This is a genomic window from Ramlibacter sp. AN1133 (assembly GCF_037890035.1).
GTDB lineage: Bacteria > Pseudomonadota > Gammaproteobacteria > Burkholderiales > Burkholderiaceae_C > Ramlibacter.
This window is the reverse complement of the sequence record NZ_JBBKTQ010000017.1, coordinates 42,141-61,781: the sequence shown is the minus strand read 5'-3', so window position 1 is coordinate 61,781 and position 19,641 is coordinate 42,141. Positions and strand designations below refer to the sequence as shown.

At 72.2% G+C, this 19,641-nt stretch carries 24 protein-coding genes; 4 read left to right on the top strand and 20 right to left on the bottom strand.

What is annotated here, in order from left to right:
• Positions 1–11: 11 nt before the first annotated feature.
• Positions 12–398: a PilZ domain-containing protein gene (locus WG923_RS20965; RefSeq protein WP_340352942.1), complete on the bottom strand. Its 387-nt coding sequence runs from the start codon at positions 396–398 to the stop codon at positions 12–14.
• A 196-nt stretch (positions 399–594) separates the two neighbouring features.
• Here WG923_RS20965 and WG923_RS20960 point away from each other — a divergent pair, with 196 nt between their 5' ends.
• The 4 genes from WG923_RS20960 to WG923_RS20945 all read left to right on the top strand — a co-directional run bounded on the left by WG923_RS20960 (position 595) and on the right by WG923_RS20945 (position 2,988).
• Positions 595–765: a hypothetical protein gene (locus WG923_RS20960; RefSeq protein ID WP_340352941.1), complete on the top strand. Its 171-nt coding sequence runs from the start codon at positions 595–597 to the stop codon at positions 763–765.
• A 171-nt stretch (positions 766–936) separates the two neighbouring features.
• The gene (locus tag WG923_RS20955) at positions 937–1,137 is read left to right on the top strand and encodes a hypothetical protein (protein WP_340352940.1); all 201 of its coding nucleotides are present in this window, start codon (positions 937–939) and stop codon (positions 1,135–1,137) included.
• A 139-nt stretch (positions 1,138–1,276) separates the two neighbouring features.
• The gene (locus WG923_RS20950; RefSeq protein ID WP_340352939.1) at positions 1,277–2,509 is read left to right on the top strand and encodes an ABC transporter substrate-binding protein; all 1,233 of its coding nucleotides are present in this window, start codon (positions 1,277–1,279) and stop codon (positions 2,507–2,509) included.
• A gap of 89 nt (positions 2,510–2,598) precedes the next feature.
• Complete coding sequence (locus WG923_RS20945) at positions 2,599–2,988, top strand: 4a-hydroxytetrahydrobiopterin dehydratase (RefSeq protein WP_340352938.1); 390 nt, start codon at positions 2,599–2,601, stop codon at positions 2,986–2,988.
• Here the strand turns inward: WG923_RS20945 and WG923_RS20940 are convergent.
• The 19 genes from WG923_RS20940 to WG923_RS20850 form a co-directional block, all read right to left on the bottom strand.
• Positions 2,966–3,874 carry an MxaL protein gene (locus WG923_RS20940; RefSeq protein ID WP_340352937.1) on the bottom strand — a complete coding sequence of 303 codons (909 nt, stop codon included), beginning with the start codon at positions 3,872–3,874 and terminating at the stop codon, positions 2,966–2,968. The two genes, WG923_RS20945 and WG923_RS20940, sit on opposite strands and share 23 nt — an antisense overlap.
• Positions 3,871–4,410, bottom strand: a complete 540-nt coding sequence (locus tag WG923_RS20935) for an MxaK protein (RefSeq protein WP_340352936.1) — start codon at positions 4,408–4,410, stop codon at positions 3,871–3,873. Before WG923_RS20935 ends, WG923_RS20940 begins: the two co-directional genes overlap by 4 nt.
• Complete coding sequence (locus tag WG923_RS20930) at positions 4,407–5,423, bottom strand: vWA domain-containing protein (RefSeq protein ID WP_340352935.1); 1,017 nt, start codon at positions 5,421–5,423, stop codon at positions 4,407–4,409. Before WG923_RS20930 ends, WG923_RS20935 begins: the two co-directional genes overlap by 4 nt.
• Positions 5,420–6,277 (bottom strand): calcium incorporation protein MxaA, encoded by an 858-nt coding sequence (locus WG923_RS20925; RefSeq protein ID WP_340352934.1) that lies wholly within the window; start codon positions 6,275–6,277, stop codon positions 5,420–5,422. Before WG923_RS20925 ends, WG923_RS20930 begins: the two co-directional genes overlap by 4 nt.
• Positions 6,274–7,125: a DUF58 domain-containing protein gene (locus WG923_RS20920; protein WP_340352933.1), complete on the bottom strand. Its 852-nt coding sequence runs from the start codon at positions 7,123–7,125 to the stop codon at positions 6,274–6,276. The genes WG923_RS20925 and WG923_RS20920 overlap by 4 nt, the downstream gene beginning before the upstream one ends.
• Positions 7,126–7,148: 23 nt before the next feature.
• Positions 7,149–8,174: an AAA family ATPase gene (locus WG923_RS20915; RefSeq protein ID WP_340352932.1), complete on the bottom strand. Its 1,026-nt coding sequence runs from the start codon at positions 8,172–8,174 to the stop codon at positions 7,149–7,151.
• On the bottom strand, positions 8,161–8,517 hold the full coding sequence (locus tag WG923_RS20910; protein ID WP_340352931.1) for a hypothetical protein: 357 nt from the start codon (positions 8,515–8,517) through the stop codon (positions 8,161–8,163). The genes WG923_RS20915 and WG923_RS20910 overlap by 14 nt, the downstream gene beginning before the upstream one ends.
• Positions 8,518–8,542: 25 nt before the next feature.
• Positions 8,543–9,214: a hypothetical protein gene (locus WG923_RS20905; protein ID WP_340352930.1), complete on the bottom strand. Its 672-nt coding sequence runs from the start codon at positions 9,212–9,214 to the stop codon at positions 8,543–8,545.
• Positions 9,211–10,077: a substrate-binding domain-containing protein gene (locus WG923_RS20900; RefSeq protein WP_340352929.1), complete on the bottom strand. Its 867-nt coding sequence runs from the start codon at positions 10,075–10,077 to the stop codon at positions 9,211–9,213. The genes WG923_RS20905 and WG923_RS20900 overlap by 4 nt, the downstream gene beginning before the upstream one ends.
• Before the next feature lies 1 nt (position 10,078).
• Entirely contained in the window at positions 10,079–10,501 is a 423-nt protein-coding gene (locus WG923_RS20895) for a c-type cytochrome (protein ID WP_340352928.1), read from the bottom strand.
• A gap of 87 nt (positions 10,502–10,588) precedes the next feature.
• Positions 10,589–12,355: a methanol/ethanol family PQQ-dependent dehydrogenase gene (locus WG923_RS20890; protein WP_340353008.1), complete on the bottom strand. Its 1,767-nt coding sequence runs from the start codon at positions 12,353–12,355 to the stop codon at positions 10,589–10,591.
• Positions 12,356–12,446: 91 nt separating this feature from the next.
• Positions 12,447–12,953, bottom strand: coding sequence for a formaldehyde-activating enzyme (gene fae, locus WG923_RS20885; RefSeq protein WP_340352927.1), 507 nt, complete (start codon positions 12,951–12,953; stop codon positions 12,447–12,449).
• 92 nt (positions 12,954–13,045) lie between these two features.
• Complete coding sequence (locus WG923_RS20880; RefSeq protein WP_340352926.1) at positions 13,046–13,996, bottom strand: triphosphoribosyl-dephospho-CoA synthase; 951 nt, start codon at positions 13,994–13,996, stop codon at positions 13,046–13,048.
• On the bottom strand, positions 13,963–14,916 hold the full coding sequence (locus WG923_RS20875) for an ATP-grasp domain-containing protein (RefSeq protein ID WP_340352925.1): 954 nt from the start codon (positions 14,914–14,916) through the stop codon (positions 13,963–13,965). Before WG923_RS20875 ends, WG923_RS20880 begins: the two co-directional genes overlap by 34 nt.
• Positions 14,913–15,893 (bottom strand): methenyltetrahydromethanopterin cyclohydrolase, encoded by a 981-nt coding sequence (gene mch / locus WG923_RS20870; RefSeq protein ID WP_340352924.1) that lies wholly within the window; start codon positions 15,891–15,893, stop codon positions 14,913–14,915. Before mch ends, WG923_RS20875 begins: the two co-directional genes overlap by 4 nt.
• Positions 15,890–17,026, bottom strand: a complete 1,137-nt coding sequence (locus WG923_RS20865; RefSeq protein WP_340352923.1) for an ATP-grasp domain-containing protein — start codon at positions 17,024–17,026, stop codon at positions 15,890–15,892. The genes mch and WG923_RS20865 overlap by 4 nt, the downstream gene beginning before the upstream one ends.
• Positions 17,027–17,134: 108 nt before the next feature.
• Positions 17,135–18,040, bottom strand: a complete 906-nt coding sequence (locus WG923_RS20860; protein ID WP_340352922.1) for an NAD(P)-dependent methylenetetrahydromethanopterin dehydrogenase — start codon at positions 18,038–18,040, stop codon at positions 17,135–17,137.
• Between the two features lie 4 nt (positions 18,041–18,044).
• Positions 18,045–19,073 (bottom strand): beta-ribofuranosylaminobenzene 5'-phosphate synthase family protein, encoded by a 1,029-nt coding sequence (locus WG923_RS20855; RefSeq protein ID WP_340352921.1) that lies wholly within the window; start codon positions 19,071–19,073, stop codon positions 18,045–18,047.
• 16 nt (positions 19,074–19,089) lie between these two features.
• Entirely contained in the window at positions 19,090–19,578 is a 489-nt protein-coding gene (locus tag WG923_RS20850; RefSeq protein WP_340352920.1) for a dihydroneopterin aldolase, read from the bottom strand.
• Positions 19,579–19,641 lie beyond the last annotated feature (63 nt).

Below are 19,641 nucleotides of genomic sequence, written 5' to 3'. Positions count from 1 at the left end.
CGCCCAGGCTCCTAGTCGGCGCGGGGCAAATGCGGCCGCGGCACGCCCGGCCCGGGCGGGGCCGCGTCCCCCACCGTCAGCGGCACGAGTTCCGGCCGCGGCAGCAGGCGGGCGCCGATGCGAAAGCCGCCCTCGGCCGGCTCGCTGCGCACCACCTCCGCCTCGCAGCGCAGGGGGTATTGGTGGCCGTCCAGGAGGTACTCGATGACGACCTGCACGCGCGCGCCGGCCTCGTAGGCCCGGTCGGAAAGGAAGGACAGTCCGCTGGCGCTCAAGTCCTGGGTGGTGGCGGGTGCGCCGTCCACGCTGACCGGCATGGCCGCACCGAAGCGCTCGGCCTCGCGCCGCTCGCTGCGGGAGCGCAGCGGAACCGGGATGGTGACTCCGTCGGCAGGCATGGGACTTCGTTCCTCGCGTGAATCCCGACCGTAGCCGTGGACGTGCACCGGTTTGTAGGCCGGCGCCGGGCCCGCGCGTCGGACGCGACGGCTTCCTGCACGGCTTCCAGGGTGACTACGCGCGCCGAAGGCGAATTCCGACAGGGCTCGCACCGGGCGCAATCCAGCATCCCGTTCGTTGCGTCAAGGAGCCGCCATGCCGAACGACCGCCGCGAAGCACGCGCAGAGACCCTCCAGGTCCTGCTGCCCTGGGGGATGCCGATGTCCGATCGCGACGACGGCCTGCCCGGCGCGGCGTTCTGGCTCGCCGGCGGCGCCTCGCTGCTGCTCTGGACCGCGGTGGCCCTGCTGCTCACGGCCGTGTGAGGCGGCCCATCCGCCGCGGCCGGCGCGGTGGCCAGGGGCCGGCGGCAAGGGGCGGGAAGCGGCCGGGAGCGGGGGGAAACGGCGCAAATCCTCACGCGGGTGCGTGAAAAAACCACGATCTGCGCCGCCTGTCTGTGCCACACTCGAGGTGATCTTCCCGCCTTCGTGTCCATGCGCCGTCCCGCCGTCCCCGATTCCCATGGCCGCCTGCAGCCGGCCGGCCGCCGCTGGGGTTTCGGCGCGCACAGCGTTCTGCCTTACCTGAGCTTCGCGCTGCAGGCGCGTCCCGGGCAGGAGAGCGACGAATCCATCCGCAATCCGGTGTTCCCGCAGATGGAAAGCACCTTGCCGGTCCTGCGCCGCCCGCACTGAGCGGCCGCCTCCTCTTCCGTCTTTTTCCTAAGCCAGCCTGACCAGGCAGAGGCGAATTCCCTACAACGTAGGGCGTGCCCCGTTGTGCGCCCCCTCCCCGGGATGTAACTTCATGTAATCACATCGGAGGAGGATTGCAATGAAGCGAGTCATCCCCGCGGCTGCCCTGCTGGCAGCTGCCCTGTCGGTTCCAGCCTGGGCCCAGAACGCGCAGCCGATCCGCATCGGGCTGATCTTCCCCCTCACCGGCGGCTCGGCCGACATGGGCAACAGCGCGCGCATCGGCGCCGAGGTGGCCGTCAACGAGATCAACCAGGTCGGCGGCTACCTCGGACGGCAGCTGCAGCTGGTGGTGCGCGACGACAAGGCCGACAACGACACCGGCCTGAAGCACGCGCAGGAGCTGGTTCAGAAGGAAAAGGTCACGGCCACCGTGGGCTTCTGCAATACCGGCGTGGCGATGAAGGCGCTGGACGTGTTCCAGGCGAACAAGAGCGTGCTGATGGTGACCTGCGCCACCGGCACCGCGATCACCGCGAAGTACCCCGCCGCCGACAGCTACATCTTCCGCACCTCGGCGCGCGACCAGCTGCAGACGCAGTTCCTGGTCGACGAGATCGTCAAGCGCGGCCTGAACAAGGTGGCGCTGCTGGTCGACACCACCGGCTACGGCGATGCCGGCCTGAAGGACCTGGAGGCGGCGCTGGGCCGCGCCAACCTGAAGCCCCACGCGGTGGCGCGCTTCAAGGTGGGCGTGAAGTCGCTCGACGAGGAGATGAGGCAGCTCAAGGCCTCCGGCGCCGATGCGCTGATCGGGTGGACCGTGGGCCCCGAGGAGGGCGTGATCTCCGCCAGCCGCGTCAACGCGGGCTGGAAGGTGCCGCAGTTCGGGCCCTGGGGCCTGTCGCATGCGTCGGCGTTCAGCACCTCCGGCGGCAAGGTGGACGGCGCGGCGATGGTGCAGACCGTGCTGCCGAACCCCTTCATGGAGCGCAACAGCAGCTTCCTGCGCGGCTACGCGAAGATCAGCAAGGAGGCGCCGATCGGCTCGATGATGTCGGCGGCGCAGACCTACGACGCGGTGCACCTGCTGCTGCGCGCGATGTTCGACTCCAAGGGCGACCTGAGCGGGCCGGCTCTGAAGAAGGCGCTGGAGAACCCCTCCGGCATCTATCGCGGCGTGGTGAGCGTGTACGAGCGCGCCTTCTCGCCGGCCGACCACGACGCCATCAGCGGCAACATGCTGTGGCTCGGCACCTGGCGCAACAACGAGCGCGGCTACTACTACAAGGACGACGAGCGCAAGGCGAGCATCATCCGGCGCAAGGAGCAGCCGGCCGCCACCGCGGCGGCCGCCGCCGCGGCGAAGTAACCGCGACGCGCCGAAGGACAAGGCCCGCGCGAGCGGGCCTTTGCGCTTGCGCGGGCATGATCTTCATGCCTGTTCGCATGGAGGCTCGCATGGCTCAATGGCGCAAGGGTTCCCCCGACGAGGTCTACTCCGAAGAGGAGATCAGGCAGCGTCTCGCGGCCGAACTGCCGGCCTGGTACTACGAGGACGGCTGGATCCGCCGCAAGTACAAGACCACCGGCTGGAAGGCCACGCTGATGGTCGTCAACACCGTGGGCCACCTCGCCGAGGCCGCGTGGCACCACCCGGACCTCGCGGTGTCGTACGCGTTCGTGGTGGTCAAGCTCGTGAACCACGCGGCCAAGGGCGTCACCGACAAGGACTTCGCGCTCGCGCGCAAGATCGAGGACGTGGTGCTGTGGCGTCCCGGCGGCGAGGAGGGCTCCCCGCTCGAAGGCACGCCGGAGGACCCGCGCTTCAAGTACCTGAAGTACGACTGAGGCGCGGCAGCCGCCCGCCGAAGGCATCCGGGCGGAAGTACACGCACAGCAGCAGCAGCGCGATGGCCGCGGGGATCGCGCGCAGGTCGGTGGCCACGCGCGCCGGCCGGGCGAGCCGCGGGTCGCGCATCAGCCGGGGGAGTTCCGCCGGATCGCGCAGGGCGCTGTAGCCCAGGCCGGTCTGCGCGGCGAGTGCGCGCAGGTGCGGCTCGCGCAGTTCCGACAGGTGTTCGCGCGAGCGCGGCTGGCCCTCGGCCAGGTTGCGCTGCATCACGTCCGCGGCGCGCCACCAGCCGATGCGGTTGCCTTCGCCATCGGTGCGGGGGATCGGCTGGGGCACGCTGCCGCCCACGCCCAGCAGCCAGCCGCGCACCTGCCCCGGCTGCACGTCGTCGAACCGCGGGAAGGCCGTGATCGGCGGCGACTCGTGGCCGTCGGTCACGAACAGCACGGCCGGCTGGCCACCCAGTTCCCTGGCCGCCCGCAGCGCCCAGAACACGCCCTTGGCCACCTCGCTCGCGTTGCCCCAGCGGATGCGGCCGTCGATTTCCGCCAGCGTGGCGAGCAGGTCGTTGTAGTTGTCGCAGACCTCGATCGGCGCCAGCAGCAGCAGCGTGCGGTATTCGGTGAACGCGGCCCAGCCCACGCGCGAGCCGCAGGGCAGCTCGCGCAGGGCGCGGCGCGCCGCCTCGCGCGCGAACGCGAGCCGGCTCGCGGGCACACCGTCGATCTGCGCGTCCTCGACGTCCATGCTCTGCGTGATGTCGAAGACGACGACGGTGTCGGCCACGTTGCGCGCGAGCGGCACCGGCGGCAGGACGAGCGCGATGAACAGCAGCAGCGTGGCGGCGGCGAGCAGCGTCAGGTCGCGCGGCGCGAGCTTCATGGCAGGTCGGTGCGCATCAGGGGCGCGGTGGTGATGGCGCGTTCGCGCTCGACCGGCGGGGGCTCCTCGTCGCCGGGCCGGTCGTCGATTTCGGGGGCGAGGCCCAGCGCCCGCTCGAGGTTGTAGCGCGCATCCCAGTCGGAGGGATCGTCCCGCAGCGCGTCGCGGAAACTCTGCTTGGCCAGTTCCACCAGCGGCAGCGCATCGTTCACGTGTTCGGGGCCGTTCTTCAGCGCCTCGTGCAGGTGCAGGTTGCCCAGGTTGTACAGCACCGCCTGCCGCAGCGGCCCGTGGCCGCCTTGCAGCAGCGCCTTGTGCGCCGCCAGCGCCGCCTCGTAGCGGCCCGCGGTCGACAGCGCGAGCGCCTGGGCGAAGCGCGCCTCGGCGAAGCCGCTGCCGGCCGCGGCGGCATCGGCCCGCGCGATCGCCTGGTTGATGCGCACCGCCTGCACCAGCCGCATCGCCTGCCAGGCCGCCGGCAGCGCCAGCGCGATGCTGGCGGCGGCGAAGGCCAGGTGCACGGTGCGGCGCTTCATGACCAGCCTCGCAGCGTGACGGCGCGCAGCGTGAAGAGCAGGGCACAGCAGGCGATCGCCGCCGCCAGCGCGGCGCCGCTGAAATCGCGTCGCGGCACGCGCTCGCTGAAGTCCAGCGGGAAGTTCTGCTGCCGGCCCACGTCGGCCACGGCGCGCGCCACGCTCTCGGGGTCGTCGGCCTCGTAGGCGCGGTAGCCGCCGGGCAGGGTCTGGAAGAAGCGGTGCAGCGCGATCTCGGGCACCGCCTCGCCCGCTTCCCCGGGCGTGTCGAGCTTCTGGCTGTTGACCGAGCGCAGGTAGATCCAGGCCAGCGAGACGCGATTGCGCAATGCCGCGGCGTGGATGCGCTTGCGGGTGGCCGCGTCGAGCCGGGCGCCGCCATCGGAGACCAGCAGCACGATGCGGCTGCCGGTGTAGGCGCGCTGGTCGTACTCCGCGATCGCCGCGAGCAGCGCGCGCCCGACGTCGGTGTCCGACAGGCCGCGGCCGACGCCGCCGGCCGTGATGCCCGCCTGCACCACCGCATCGTGCTGCGTGAAGCGCACGACGCGGATCGGATGGGTGCTGAAGAACATCAGCGAGAAGCGGTCGTCCGGCCGCTCGCCGACGAAGCGGGCCAGCAGTTCGCGCGCGACCTTGCCCTTGGGCTCGCCGCGCGATGCGGCCTGGTAGCGCAGGTTCAGCGGGTCGATGCTGCGCCAGTCGGCGGGCAGCATGCGTTCGTCCATGCTGCGGCTGCGGTCGATCAGCAGCACGATCTCGGCGCCGCGCCCGGTGCGCGGCACGAAGGTTTCGGGACGCATCGGCGCCGCGATGGCCAGCACGATGGCGATCATGGCGGCCATGGCCAGCAGCCGCCAGGCGCGCCCGAGCGCCGCGCCGGCGCGGTCGGGCGGCAGCCAGCCCAGATGCGGGAAGACGAGCGCCTGCCTGCGCCGCGGCAGCAGCGGCAGCACGGCCAGCGGCAGCAGCACCAGCGCCCAGGGATGCGCGAACTCGAGGATGCCGTTCATGGCGCGTGCCGGCGTTCGAGCCGACTGAGGTCCCGGCACAGGGCCTGCGGCGACACCGCATCGGCGGGCAGGCCCTGGCCGAAGAACAGCTGGGCGGATTGGGCGTAGAAGCCCTCGACCTGCGGCCGCAGCGGCTGCAGGTGCGGCGCGCGCTCGAACAGCGCATCGAGCGAGCCCGGATGCAGCACGCGCCCCGCGGTGCGGTCGAAGGCCTGGTGCAGCGCCAGGTAGGCCGCGGGCGTGGCCGGCTGCTGGCCGCGCAGCGCCCTCAGCGCATGGGCGAAGGGCAGGGTGGTGCGGGCCCGCCACGCGCTCCAGCCGGAATACGCGAGCCAGGCGGCGACGCAGGTGGCCAGCGCCGCCAGCCAGAGCATCAGGGTGCGTTGCATCGCCAGCGTGTCGATCACCGGCGCGGCGCGGTCGGGGCGCAGCGGCAGCGGCTCGCCCGCGCGGGCCGGCGGGGTCAGCGGCCCGACGCTGAGGGCGGCGGGCGCCACCCGCAGCGGCGCCGCGCCGGCGCTGCCGGGGAGTTCCCAGGCCGGCACGGCAATGGTGGCGAGGCTGCGCGGCGCGTTGACCACCTGGTATTCCACCACCAGCCAGCGCGACCCGTCGGCGGCGGCCTCGACGCGCGCCGCCCTGCGCTCCAGCCAGGCGCTGACGCGCGCCGGCGGCGGCAGCGTTGCCGGCTCGAAAGGGCGTCCGTCCCGAGCGAGCAGCACCAGTTGCACCGCGATGTCGCCCACCGTGTAGCCGAAGCCGCGCGGCTGGCGCACCACGGCTTCGCCCGGGGCTGCGAGCGCCGCACCGGCCAGCATGGCGCCGGCGAGCAGCAGCGCGCGCACGGGCCTCATGCCTGGCCCTCGCACAGGTGGTCCGTCAGCGCCTGCGCGTCGAAGGCGCCCTGCAGGTAGAAGGGCCGCACGCCGTGGGCGCCGAACAGCCGGTCGAGCTCCGCGCGCCGGGCGGCGACGGCCTCGCGCCAGCGCGTGCGCAGCGCCGGCCGCAGCCACACGGTGCGGCCGCGGCCGCTCTCCGCATCCCTGAGCATCGCGAGACCATCGCGCGCGGGCGGCTCGACCTCGGAGGGGTCCCACACCACGATCGGGACGACCCACGCCGGCAGCAGCATGTCGAGCACGTCGTCCAGCCCCGCGAGCGGCCAGTGGAAGTCCGACACGAGGAACACGATGCCGCTGCGGCCGGCCAGCAGCGTGGCCGCCTCGCGCAGGCCTTCGATGCCGCCGGCGCCGCCTTCGCTTTGCTGCAGCATGTCGGCCAGCATCTCGCCCATGCCGCGATGCCGCCAGGCGCCCACGCGCAGCTCGGGGCGTTCGCGCCGGTCGAAGGCCACCATGCCGACCGCGTCGCCGACGCGAAAGGCGCTGTGCCCCAGCGCGCGCACGAAGCCGGCCGCCACCTCCAGCTTGCCCGGGGCGCCGAAACGCATCGAGGCCGAGACGTCCACCAGCAGGCGCACGGTCATCGCCGCGCGCTGGCGGTTCACGCGCACCAGCCAGTCCGCCTGCAGGCTGGCGATGCTGGCGCGCAGGTCCAGCCGGCGCGGATCGGGGCGCGCGTACAGGCTCAGGTGGGTGACGAACTCCAGCCCGGCGCCCAGCCCGCTGCCGGCATGGGTGCCGGTACGCTGGCCGGCCACGCGGTGCGGGGAGCGGTAGCGGAACTCCGGCACGGCGGTCATGGTGTCGCTCGCCCGGGAAAGGATCAGCGCGGGGTCGGCACGCGCTGCAACAACTGCGCCGTGAGCGCATCGGCGATCTGCGCGTGCCGCATCTCGTACAGCGGCGAGAAGAACACGCGGTGCCCCATGACGGCGGGGAACACCGCGGCGATGTCGTCGGGCGTCACGTGCGCGCGGCCGGCCAGCCAGGCCACCACGCGCGCGGCGCGCACCAGGGCCATCATGCCGCGCGGGCTGGCGCCGGAGAGCATCAGGCGGTCCATCTCCACGCCCTCGATGCGCACGTCGAAGCGCTGCGGCGCGTGCGTGGCGTCCCACAGGTCCATCACGTAGCGCTGCAGCGCCTCGCTGACCATGACGCTTTCCTGCACCAGCACGGCGATGTCGTTCAGCTCGCGCCAGGGCACGATGCCCGGCTCCACCCGCTCGAGCAGGGCCTCCGTGTCGTGGAAGGCGGGATCGAAGACGATGGCCCGGCGCGCGGACTCCTCGGCGGGCGCAGCCATCCTCAGCTCGAACATGAAGCGGTCGCGCGCGGCGGCCGGGAGTTCGAAGGTCTCCTCGCGTTCGAGCCGGTTGCGGTCGGCGAACACCGTCATGTGCGGGAAGCGGAACTCGCGGTTGAAGGCCGTCACCGTGCGTTCGGCCATCGCCCGCAGCAGCAGCGCCTGCACCTGCGGGCGCGCGCGGTTGATCTCGTTGAAGAAGAAGGTGGCCAGGGCGTCCTCGTGCCGCAGCAGCGGGCCCGGCTCGATGCGCGGCTTGCCGGCGTCGTCCACGTAGGTGTGATAGACGAGGTCCCCGGGCATCAGGTCGACGGTGCCCTCCACGCGCTCGAACTTGCCGCCCACGGCGCGGGCGAAGGCGCGCAGCACGGTGGTCTTGCCCACGCCCACGTCGCCTTCGAGCAGCACGTGGCCGCGCGCGAACAGCGCCACGTTGATCATGCGCAGCGCCTGCGGCTGGCCGATCACCGCGCGCGCCACCGCGGCCTCGACGCGCAGCGCGCGCTCGCGCCAGCCGTGCAGCATCTCCTCAGCGTGGGTCATCGAGGAGGCAGCTCTTGCGCGCCTGCGCCTGCAGCTGGCGGAACTTGCGGATCTGCACCTGCAGGGGCTCGACGTCGCGGATGTAGGAGCCGCGCTCGCCGCCGATGCTGGTCGCCTTGGCCGCCGTGCTCATGGTCACGAAGTCGTCGTAGGGCACCTCGCGCGCGATCGTGTCGATCACGCAGGAGCACTTGTTCAGCATCTCGTAGTGCCCGCCGGGGTGGTCGTGCATGCACGCCTCGACGTAGACCACGCGCTCGGAGGTCGGGTAGTCGTGGGCCTGTACGCAGGCGGGGACCGCCAGCAGGGCGGCGGCGATCCAGTGGACGGTGGGGATGCGCATGCCTGGGTTCTCCCTGGATGGACGCCTAGTTGGAGGCGTCGATGGTGAGCGTGCGCGATGCGCGCGGTGCGGCGCCGGCGGCATCCCCCGGCAGCATGGCGCGCAGCTGGTACACGCCGCCCGGCACCGCGTCGGACAGCACGATCGCGTACTCGGTCGCGGCCTGGTCCTGGAAGCGGGCGCGGAAGGGATCGTCGAGGAAGGGGGCGATGCGCACCAGCCGCGCCGGCGCTGTCTTGCCGGCCCACGTAATGGTCGTCTCCGACACCGTGGCCGCGTCGGCGAACGACTGGCGGATGCGGCGGCGGAAGTGCGCCGCCTGGCCGGTGGTCGTGCGCTGCAGCCGCCGCACTTCGCCTTCGAGGAAGTACAGCACCACCGGATTGCCGCGCGCCTCGGGGATGTCGGGCAGGTTCACCGCCTGCGCGCCGGAGAGGTAGTCGCCGTGCACGTCGCAGCAGCGCCCCGCGGCGCCGTTGCTCAGGGTGATCAGCGCGCGGTCGGTCACGCGCGGCTTGCCCTCGGCCTCTTCCACGTACGCATAGCGCAGCGTGCGGGGCTGGCGCGTGTTGGCCAGGTGGTCCTGCTGGAACACCAGCCGCTCCGCCTCGGAGGGCGGCGGGGAGGGAGCCTGCGGCTGCGCGAACGCGGGCAGCGCGCCCACCGCCAGCAGGATCGCGGCCAGCCGCCGCTTCATTGGCCTGCCGTCGCGGTCGTCGGTTCCTCCACCAGCGGCACGCCGTACTCGCGCAGGATCGCGAGGATCTCGCCGCGGTGCCTGGCGAGCAGGTCCTCGATCTGCTTCTTCCACTTCGGCTCGCCGTAGCGCACGCCCATGGCCATCGAGAAATCGAACGGCAGCCCGGGCTCGGACTTCATCGGCGCGACCTGCAGTTCGGCGGACTGCACGCGGCGGGCGAAGAAGCTGGCGATGGGCCCCCACACGATGGCGGCGTCGATGCGGCCCTGCGCCAGCTCGCGTTCGATGATCTGGCCGGGGTACTGCTCCGGGTCGGGGCTCATCATGGGATAGGGCACGCCGCGGTCCACCAGGCCATGGCGGGCCAGCCACATCGAGGCGGGCGAGCGGTCGTACACGCCGATGCGCAGGGTGCGCAGGCGCTCCGGCGGCAGCGCCAGCAGGTCGTCCGAGGAGCGCACCTGGTCCAGGCCCTTGCCGCGCGCGAACACCAGCGCGTAGGTGGAGCGGTAGTACGGCTTGGTCGCGGAGACCTGGTCGAAGCCGGCGGGCACCCCCAGCACCACGTCGCAGCGGTAGGCCTCGTCGGGCAGCTTGTAGCGCAGCGTGTTGCGGATGAAGGCCAGCCGGTTCGGGAACGAGTAGTAGGTGACCGGCAGGCCGAGGTCGCGCCCGAACAGTTCGGCGATCTTGTTCTCGAACCCCTCGCCCGCGAGGTTGGAGAACGGCATGTTGTTCGGGTCCTGGCAGACGCGGAAGGCCGTGCGCGGCGAATCGTCGGGCAGGGCCTGCGCCCGCGCGTCCCCGCCCGTGCAGGCGAGCAGCGCGAGCGCCAGGGTGAGGACGGGACGTGCACCCATGTCAGCCCCCGGCCGCTTCCATCGGCTCGACCCTGGCGCGCGTGATCGCGCCGTCGGACCGGCCCTTGAGGTAGGCGTAGAGAGCGTCGATGTTCTTCATCACCGTCTCGTTGGTGGCGAAGCTGACCATGCCCTTGTCGAGCCGGCCGTCGCGCACCGTCTTGACGAAATCCTCCTTCGTGAGGGTCTTGAGGCTGTTGACCAGCGAGGGACCGACCAGCCCTTCCTGGTTGGCACCGTGGCAGCGGTCGCAGGCCGCGGCCCGCCAGGTGCGGAAACCGGTCATGGTGAAGGCGTCGACCTTGTAGCCGTCGACGACCTTGTAGGTTTTGTCGCCAGCAGCGGGCGCCGGGGCCTGGGCCGCGACGCTGGCCGCGGCCAGGGAAAGCGCCAGCAGGAGGGCGCGGGCAATGTTGGACTTCATGGTTGGACTCCGCCTTCCGGGGACTGCGTCGAAGCGAGGAAAGGCGATCGCGCGAACGAGTCGCGCGATCGCCTTGGCTGCGCCAGCTTAGTTCGGAAGCGTGAAGACGGTCAACGAGCCGCCCAGTTCCGTGTACTGGTTCAGTTCGCGGTAGCCGCCCACCGCGCCGAGGCCGTCGGTGTCCTTCTCGAGACCCGCGGCCATGCCGATGCCGGCCCAGCCACCGATGCCCGAGAACACGCCCATGTACTGCTTGCCCTTGTGTTCATACGTGAACACGTTGCCGATGATGCCCGAGGGCGTCTTGAACTTGAAGAGCTCCTTGTTGATGTTCTTCGCGTCCACGCACTTCAGGTAGCCCTCCAGCGTGCCGTAGCAGGACAGTCCGCCCGCGGTGTTGAGCGCGCCGCTCCAGACGGAGAACTTCTCGGCCTTGGTCTGCACGATCTTGCCGGTGCCGGCATCCCAGGCGATGTAGTTGCCCAGGCCGCCGTGGCTGCCGGGCGCCGGGTACATCGACAGGGTGGCGCCGACGTACGGCTGGCCGGCGGTGTACTCGACCTTGAACGGCTCGTAGTCCATGCAGACGTGGTTGGTCGGCACGTAGAACAGCTTGGTGTTCGGGTCGAACGAGGCCGGTTGCTGGTCCTTGGAGCCCAGCGCCGCCGGGCAGACACCCTTGGTGTTCACGTCCGGTCCGTTGGCCGCGGTCGAATACTTCTTGACCGCCATCGGGCGACCCGACTTCATGTCGATGCCGGTGGCCCAGTTCACCTTCGGGTCGTACTTCTCGGCGACCAGCAGTTCGCCCGTCGTGCGGTCCAGCGTGTAGCCGAAGCCGTTGCGGTCGAAGTGCACCAGCGCCTTGCGCGGCTGGCCCTTGACGTTGATGTCGGCCAGGATCATCTCGTTGACGCCGTCGAAGTCCCACTCGTCATAGGGCGTCATCTGGTAGACCCACTTGGCCTGGCCGGTGTCGACGTCGCGCGCGAAGATGGTCATCGACCACTTGTTGTCGCCGGGGCGCTGCGCCGGGTTCCACGTCGACGGGTTGCCCGTGCCGTAGTACATGGTGTTGGTGGCCTTGTCGTAGCTGTACCAGCCCCAGGTGGTGCCGCCGCCGATCTTCCATTGGTCGCCCTGCCAGGTCTTGAGCGACGAGTTCGGTCCGACCGGTGCCATGCGCCCGTCGGTCCAGGTCATCGTCTTCTGCGGGTCCATCAGCATCTCGGCGTCCGGGCCGGTGCTGTAGGCGCGCCAGACCTGCTTGCCGGTGTTGATGTCGTAGGCGGTGATGTAGCCGCGCACGCCCCATTCACCGCCGCTGATGCCGGTGATGACCTTGTCCTTGAAGACGTGGGGCGCGTTGGTGTTCACGGCGCCGAGCTTCGGGTCGCCGTTCTTCACCGACCAGACCACCTTGCCGGTGTTGGCGTCGAGCGCCACCAGCATGCTGTCGGCCTGCTGCAGGAACACCTTGCCTTCGGCATACGCCAGGCCGCGGTTCACCGTGTCGCAGCACATCTGCGGGATCACGGCCGGATCCTGCTTCGGCTCGAACTTCCACTTGAGCTTCTGGGTGTTCAGGTCCATCGCGAACACCTTGTTGGGGAAGGGCGAGTGCAGGTACATCGTGTCGCCGATCACCAGGGGCGAGCCCTCGTGGCCGCGCAGCACGCCGGTGGAGAATGTCCATGCGACCTGCATCTTGCCGACGTTGCCGGTGTTGATCTGCTTGAGCTTGCTGTAGCGCTGGTTGAACATGTCACCAGCCTGGGTCGCCCAGTTCTTCGGGTCGGCGATGTTCTTCTCGACGTCCGCGTTGGCATGGGCCAGCGCGGGCAGGACGAACATCGCGGCGGCGGCGAGGAACTGCCGCCACGGGACACGGGGTCTTGCCATCATGAGTATGTCTCCTTGGTTTGACGCGGACAGCGAGGGGGGTTCAGGCCTGGAACGGGTGGGCGGCGGTCGCCTTGCGCGCCACGACGTCGGCGGCCGAGGGGTCGTTGTTCACGGCGCGCTTGATCGCTTCCTTGGTGGCGCGGTAATTGAAGTCCTGGATCTTCTTGTCGTCCTCGGCCTGCCAGTGGATGAAGACGCCGACGCAGATGAACAGGTTGTCGGCCTCGTTCTTCGGGATCGTCTCGTCCTCGACGCAGTCCGCCACGGCCAGTGCCACAGCGTGTTGCGCGGGGCCGAACATCTGGACCGCCTGCTTGGCGCCCTTGATGGTGACCTTGTTGAACATCACCGTGGCCGGCTTGGTCAGCAGGTTGGGAGCCACCACCGCCAGCAGGGAGGTGAAGCCGTCCTTGTTGTTCACCAGGGCGTTGGCGAAGGCGGTTTCGGCGGGCGATCCGCGCGGCCCGATGATGAGGTCGATATGGGCGACTTCGTTGCCCTCGCCGACGAGGGATTCTCCAACCAGCATGCGGTCGATCTTGGCCATGTGCGTTCCTCCGTTCCGTTGTGGGGGATGGGATACGCCCGGCCCGAAGCCGCGGCGCACGAGTCCGCTCACATATTCCATGCCGGATCGACTCAGTAGAAACGCGGAGATGCCGGCTGCGCCTGCGTCAGGGCCGCGGCCAGCGCGACGGCCACGCAGAGATCCGCGCTCGTGCCGGGGTTCAGGCCGCGGGCCTTGAGCTGCTCGTCCCATGCGGCGAAGGCGGCATCCTCGTCCAGGACCGCCCCGGCGCGGGCCCGCGCGCGCCACTGCGCCGCTTCGCCGATGACACATTGCGCCACGGCGTCCCCGTGCTTTCGCACAATGTGTGAGTCGGGCATGCCGGCGACGAACTCCAGGAAGACGGCCTGCATGGCGCGGCCGGCCGCAGCGCCGGCACCCAGGCCCTGGGCGGCGCCGGCGCTGCGCGCCACCGTGAAGGCCGGCAGCCCCAGCTCGAACACGTCCGGATAGGCGTGCAGGTACTGCCAGGCGATGCGATCCCGGTGGGCCGCCAGCGCCATCGCCTCGCGCAGGCCCACGCTCGGCGCCTGCGCCACGTCCTGCTCGGGCGCGCTCCCCAGGCCGCCGGGGCGGGCGAGGGCGATCGCGCGGTAGGCGGCCCGGGCGTCCTCCACGTCCAGCGCTTCCAGCACCTGGGAGACCGCAGCGCGCAGCGCGTCGGGGCCGCCGGCGCCGCAGCGCTCGAAGGCGGCCAGCAGCGGCGCGCACAGCAGCACGATGCCCAGGTTGGTGTTGCAGCGCGTCGCCTGCCAGGCCGCGCGCACGGCCACTTCGATGCGCTCGCCGACCCGGGCACCGGCCGAGCTGATGGGGCCCGCGGCCGCCGCCGCACTGGCCTTGAAGTGGGCGGCCTGCATGCCGTGGCCGGGGGAGGCGATGCTCACGTTGCCGGGCTTGCGCACCTGCACGTCGAGCGCGCAGGCGCGCAGGAAGGCGCGCCGGCCGAATTCGGCCCGGGGGCAGGTGGGGAAGGCGTCGCCCGCCCTCACGCCTGCCGGCGCAGCGACAACCCCGGGCATTTGCGGTCCAGCAGGTCGCGCACGAGGGCCTGCGCGATGTTGAAGGGCGTGACACGCTGCAACCCCTGCCATGCGGCCACGCCGTTCACCTCGATCACCTGGGCGCCGTCGCCGGCGGGCAGCAGGTCGACGCCGGCGTAGTCCATGTCCAGGGCGCGGCTCGCCGCTTCGGCCAGGCGGGCCAGTTCCGGCCCGCGGCCTTCGGTCAGGGACTGCGGCTCGCAGCGCGCGCCCCGCGCCACGTTGTGCACCCAGTCCTCGCTCACGCGGCGCATCGCCGCCACGGCACTGCCGCCGACGACCAGCACGCGCCAGTCGTGGCTGGGCGCGGCCACGAAGCGCTGGAGGTACGCGAGCCCGCCATAGGCGCCCTCCAGCGGCGGCAGCGGCACGTGCACGCCATCGACCCAGCCGATGCGCTGCAGCCCCTGGCCCTGCGAGCCGAACAGCGGCTTGAGCACCAGCGAGCGGCCGGCGGCGCTTTCGCGGGTGACCAGTTGCTGCGCCGCGGCGGCCGATTCCGTCGCCCACGTCGGCGGCGTGGGAACGCCGGCCGCGTGCAGCAGCAGGCTGGTCATGGACTTGTCGACGCTGCGCTCGATGGCCCGCGCGTCGTTGTAGACCGGCACCCCGAACTCGCGCAGCGCATGGAGGATGCCCAGGCGCTTGGTCACCTGCTCGAAGCTGCCGGCGGCGATGCCGCGCACGATCACGGCGTCGGGCAGCGAGTCGCCGAACCCGGGCAGGACCAGGCCATGCCAGGCCTGGGAGGTCGCAATGCGGCACTGCGCCAGGTCGATGCAGCGGCCGGTGCAGCCGCGCTCGCGCAGCGCCCGCAGCAGCTGGCGGGTGTGCCAGCCGGTCTCGTCGCTCATGATCGCGACGCGCAGGCCGGCGCGCAGCGGCACGATAGGGGTCATGTGCTCTGCCACAGCTCGCGCAACAGGCCGATGCGCACGCCGCCGGCATGCCAGGTCTGGCCGGAGCCGACATGGCTGACCCAGACCTCCGCCGGGGCGAACAGCGCGCCATCGAGCTGGTAGAAATCGTAGCCGGCGGCCTCGAACAGCTCGCCGAAGGAGCGCCCGTAGTCGCGCGAATTCTCGGAAGGCAGCTTCAGCGCGAGCTCGCGCGCCGCATCGGCTTCGCCGGCGACCGTCAGGTGCACCTGCCCGCCGTAGAGGATGGCGTCGTTGGTGCGCGCCATGGCCTGCAGGCCATCGGCGCCGACGGCCGGCAGCGGCGCGCAGGCGCTGCCTTCCAGGATGTGGTGCACGGGAAATCCCAGGTCGTGCGCGCGGTGCAGGGCGACCTCCAGCACGCGGGCCACGACCTGCGTCGTGCCGGCCAGGCTGGCCGTGGGCGTGAGGACGATCGACAGGCCCGCCGGCTGCAGCGCGCAGTCGCGCAGCACCTTGTCGATCACCACCGGCGGCGGCGGCCGGTCGACTTCGAGCACCAGCACGCCGCTGTTGCTGCGGTCGCGATAGGCCAGCTCCTCGAACAGGGGCTCCTTGCACGCGAGCGCGCGGGCCGGCCCGGAGCCGAGCGCGAAGAACTTCTTGCCGCCCGTCTCCTCCTTGCTGGCCGCGAGGCTCCAGCCGGCGTACTGGCTGGCCAGGCAGGCCAGCACCGGCTGCGAGCTGCGCACGTGCAGCCAGGTCGGCCAGCCTTCGCGCGGCAGCGCCGCCAGGCGCACTTCGCCCAGGCCGCCCATGCACAGGGCGCCGACCTGCAGGCCTGCCGCGATGCTGCCCGGCACGGCGATGCCGGCGTCGACCAGGGTGAGCCCGGACGCCTCGCGCGTGACCGCGATGCGCAGGCGATCGGCCTCGGCCACGAGCCGCGCGAGCAGCGGGGCGGCGAGGGCATTGACGCTCGTGGGAGTCGTGTTCATGCGGCCAGCTCCTCGCAGGGACTCAGGCGCTGCAGCACCTGGCGCGCGCGCGCATCCAGTTCGGCCAGCACCGCTTCGCCGGTTGTGCCGCCCGCGCTCACGGTGCACACCGGTTCGCCGCGGCGCAGGCGCAGGCCGGGGGCCGGCAGGTCGTGGCAGTGGGGCGACTGCGCCAGTTCGGCCGCCAGCGCAAGGCCCACGCGGCATTCGCGTTCGGCGAAGACGGTGAGGCTGCCGCGCAGCCCCACCGGGTGCGTGGGCGGGGCGGCCGGCAGCTCGCCCCGCAGGGCGTGCACGTGGGCGCGCAGGAGCCCGCCCGGCCAGGCGCGCTCGTGCAAGGCCATGGTCGCCGACGGCCGTGCGTTGAGCTCCAGCAGCCAGGGCTGGCCTGCGTGCGCCAGGAAGTCGAGGCTGGCGAGGCCTCGCAATCCGAACGCCGGCACCAGGGCCGCCAGCATCCGTTCGAGTTCGCGCGCGAGCGCATCGTCGCGCACGGGGCCGACCGCACCCGCATACACGTAGGGCAGCCCGCCGAGCGGGCGCACGACCAGCCGGTTCAGCGCGACGAGCCGCGCGCGCGCGCCGTCGGCCAGGAACAGCGCCGACATCGGTTCGCCCGCCTGCTCCCGCTGCCAGTACACGTGGGCGCCGCCTGCGCTGTCGCGGGCGGGGCGGACCTGCCAGCCGCCGCAGCCGCGCGCGCTCTTGGCCAGCCAGCCCTCGGTGCCGAAGGGTGCCTGCAGGGCGACCTCGGGGTGGCGCAGCCCGAGCGCGTCCAGCCGGGCGAAGAAGAAATCCGGCTCGCGCACGCGCCGCAGCGCCGCCCCCGCCATGCCCAGCAGCGGCAATCCCGGGGCCTGCGTCTCCAGCAGTTCCGGCGCGGCCTCGAATCCGCTGCCCGCGATCCAGCCGATCGCGTCGGACTCGCGGGCGGCGCGCTGCAAGGCGTGGCGCAGCAGCGCCGGCTCGATCGTGCAGGTGCCCGGATCGCCGATGCGGTGCCAGCGCAGGCTGGCGCGCCGCGTGTCGGCGTCGCCGAACAGGTCGAGGGCGATCGCCTGCCAGCCGGCCTGCCGGGCAGACTCGGCGAGCAGCCGCGCGCTCAGGGACGCGACGACGACGGTGGTGCTCATTGGGTACCTCCCTCAGGATCCGTCCGCTGCGCGGACTCCTCCTCGCCCCTCCGCAAGCGGAGGGGGCGAGCGCCTTCGGGCGGCCGTGCGGCGCTCATTCCGCGGATTTCAGCGGTTCTTCTCGGCCACCACTTCGCGCGCGGTGGCGAAGGCCTCGGCGAAGCCGTAGGCGACCGGCTTGTCGGCCTCGCGCATGCGCGCCAGCAGCCGGTGCTGCACCTGGTACTTGACGTTTCCCACTGCCAGCGCGCCGATGCCCAGCGCCGACGTTCCGGCCAGCGGCTTGCCGTCGTCCATCGCGCCGAGCCCCGCGATGCCGGCCGGCGGCACGGCATTGATGTCCACCGCCACGCGCAGGCGCTTCGCCAAGGCCAGGTCGGCCTCGCTGGCCACCTGCACGCCGGCCGCTGCGACGCCCATCACCACGTCGGCCGTGGCGAGCGCCGCACGCAGATCCTCGGGGCTGCCGGTCGCCACGCCCTGCAGCGTCACGCCGAAGCGCTCGCCGGTCTCGCGCGCCGCCTGCTGCGCGTCGGGTCCCTTGCGGCTGCCCAGGCTCACGCGCGCGCCCTCGCGGGCGCACAGCACGCCGGCGATGCGGCCCACCGGGCCCGTTCCGCCCAGCAGCAGCACCTGCACGTCGGCGAGGCCGCCCTTGCCGCCCTGGCGCAAGGCGGCCTCGGTGCAGGCCACCATGGCCGCGGCCGTCGTGTACGCCCCGCTCGGGTCGGCGCAGACCGAGACGACGAAGGGCGGCACCATGGCCTTGCGCGCGCGGTCCAGCATCTGGTCGGCCAGCATCACGTCGCGCCCGCCGATGAACAGGCCGGTGCGGGTCGCGCCCTTGGGGCCGCGGGAGAAGATCGCGTCCTGCGTCAGCCCGGCGATGCCCTCCAGCGTGACGTGGCAGTAGGGCGTGAGGATCTGGTAGCCGGCGTCGGCGGCCATGTTGACGTCGAACGGGCTCATCTGCGGGCCCGGGGTGAACATGTGCAGGATGTAGGGGCGTTCCATGGTCTCATCCTCCTGCGCGCTGGTCGGCCACGACGGCGCCGTGGTTGCGCGCGCGGATCACTTGCACCTCGAGGGCCGGGTCGACCACGCCGGCGGCGCGGGCAGCGGCCAGCAGCGCGTGCGCCTGCGACTCGGAAGGCAGGAAGGCGAAGCCGGTCGGCCCCCAGGAGCTCTGGCCGATGCCGGTTTCGGTGTTGCGCGCGATCCAGTGCAGCAGCCGCCCCACCGCCTCGCTGGTGAAGGCGCGGCCTTCCTGCGCCGGCGCGAAATGCTCGCCCAGCAGTTGCTGCATGCGCGTGAGGCCGGCGGCGAAGGGCGCGAATTCGGCCCCGGCGGCGCCGGGCAGTACGCGCAGCAGCACCTCGTGGCAGATCTCGGCGGCCGCCGTGCGGGGCAGCGGGGCGATGCGCGCCAATGCCGCCTTCTCCTGCGCGCCGCTCAGCCCCTCGGCACGCGGGTCGAGCACCAGCAGCACCCGCCACTCGTCGGGCAGCGCGATGCGCGCCAGCAGGGCGGCCGGCGAGCCGTCCGCGCGCGGGCCGCCGTCGAGGAGCAGCCCGCCCAGGTCGAAGCCCGCCACGCCGACGCCGGAGCGCGCACCGCGTCCCAGCACGAAGGCCAGCTGCGGGGTGGTGATCGGGACGTCGAAGGCGGCGCAGAACGCGCGGCCGACGGCCAGCGCGAGCTGCGTGCCGGAGCCGAGCCCGGCGTGCGCCGGCAGCGCGCTGCGCAGGCGCAGCACCAGGGGCGTGTGGCAGCCGGTGGCGCGCCGCAGGGTTTCGACGTGGCCGCGCGCGCGCTCCAGCGCGGCGCCGCCCGCCAGGCCTTCGAAGCTGTCCGATTCCGCCCGCCCGATGTCGACCAGCGTCTGCGGCCCGTCGATCACGAGCCCCAGGCTGCCGAAACGTCGCCCCAGCGTGCCCGCCGGATCCAGGAAACCCAGGTGCAGCCGCGCGGGCGCCTGCACGCGCACGCGGCCGAAGGGCCAGGCGCGCCTGGCCGCCGCGACGCGGGTGTCGAATGCGCTGTGCATCGGTCGGCCGGGGCGGTCAGCGGCTGCCGGGCACCAGCCCCTGGCCGATCAGCCGCAGGGCGGCGCTGCGCGAAGGCAGCGGGCGCGGCTCGCGCCGGCGCTCGATCATCACGCCCACGGCGGCCGTGTCCTCGAACTTGCGCGGCTTGGCGATGCGCACCCGCACCCAGTGGGCATGGAATTCGTCGATCGCGATGCGGGCGATCTGCTCCGCCAGCGCCTCCAGCAGCCGCACGCGGTGGTCCTGCAGCAGGCCGCACAGGCGCTGGCGGAGCTCGCCGTAGTCGATGGTGTCGGCGATGGAGTCCGTCTCGCAGGCGCGCACGTGCGGCACGCCGGCGCACACGTCGATCGTCAGCGGCTGCGGCAGGTGCAGTTCGTTGTCGTGGATGCCGATCACCGTCTGGCCGGTGAAGCCTTCGATGAAGACCAGGTCCAGCGGCTGGGCCGCCGCCACGCCGTCCAGGCGCTCGCCGGCGGCGGCATGGTCAAGGGCTTGGAACATGGAGACCCCCCGCATTGCTTCGTGCTGCAGGGCGGAAGCAACTTGCGGGCCATTGGAAGGGGC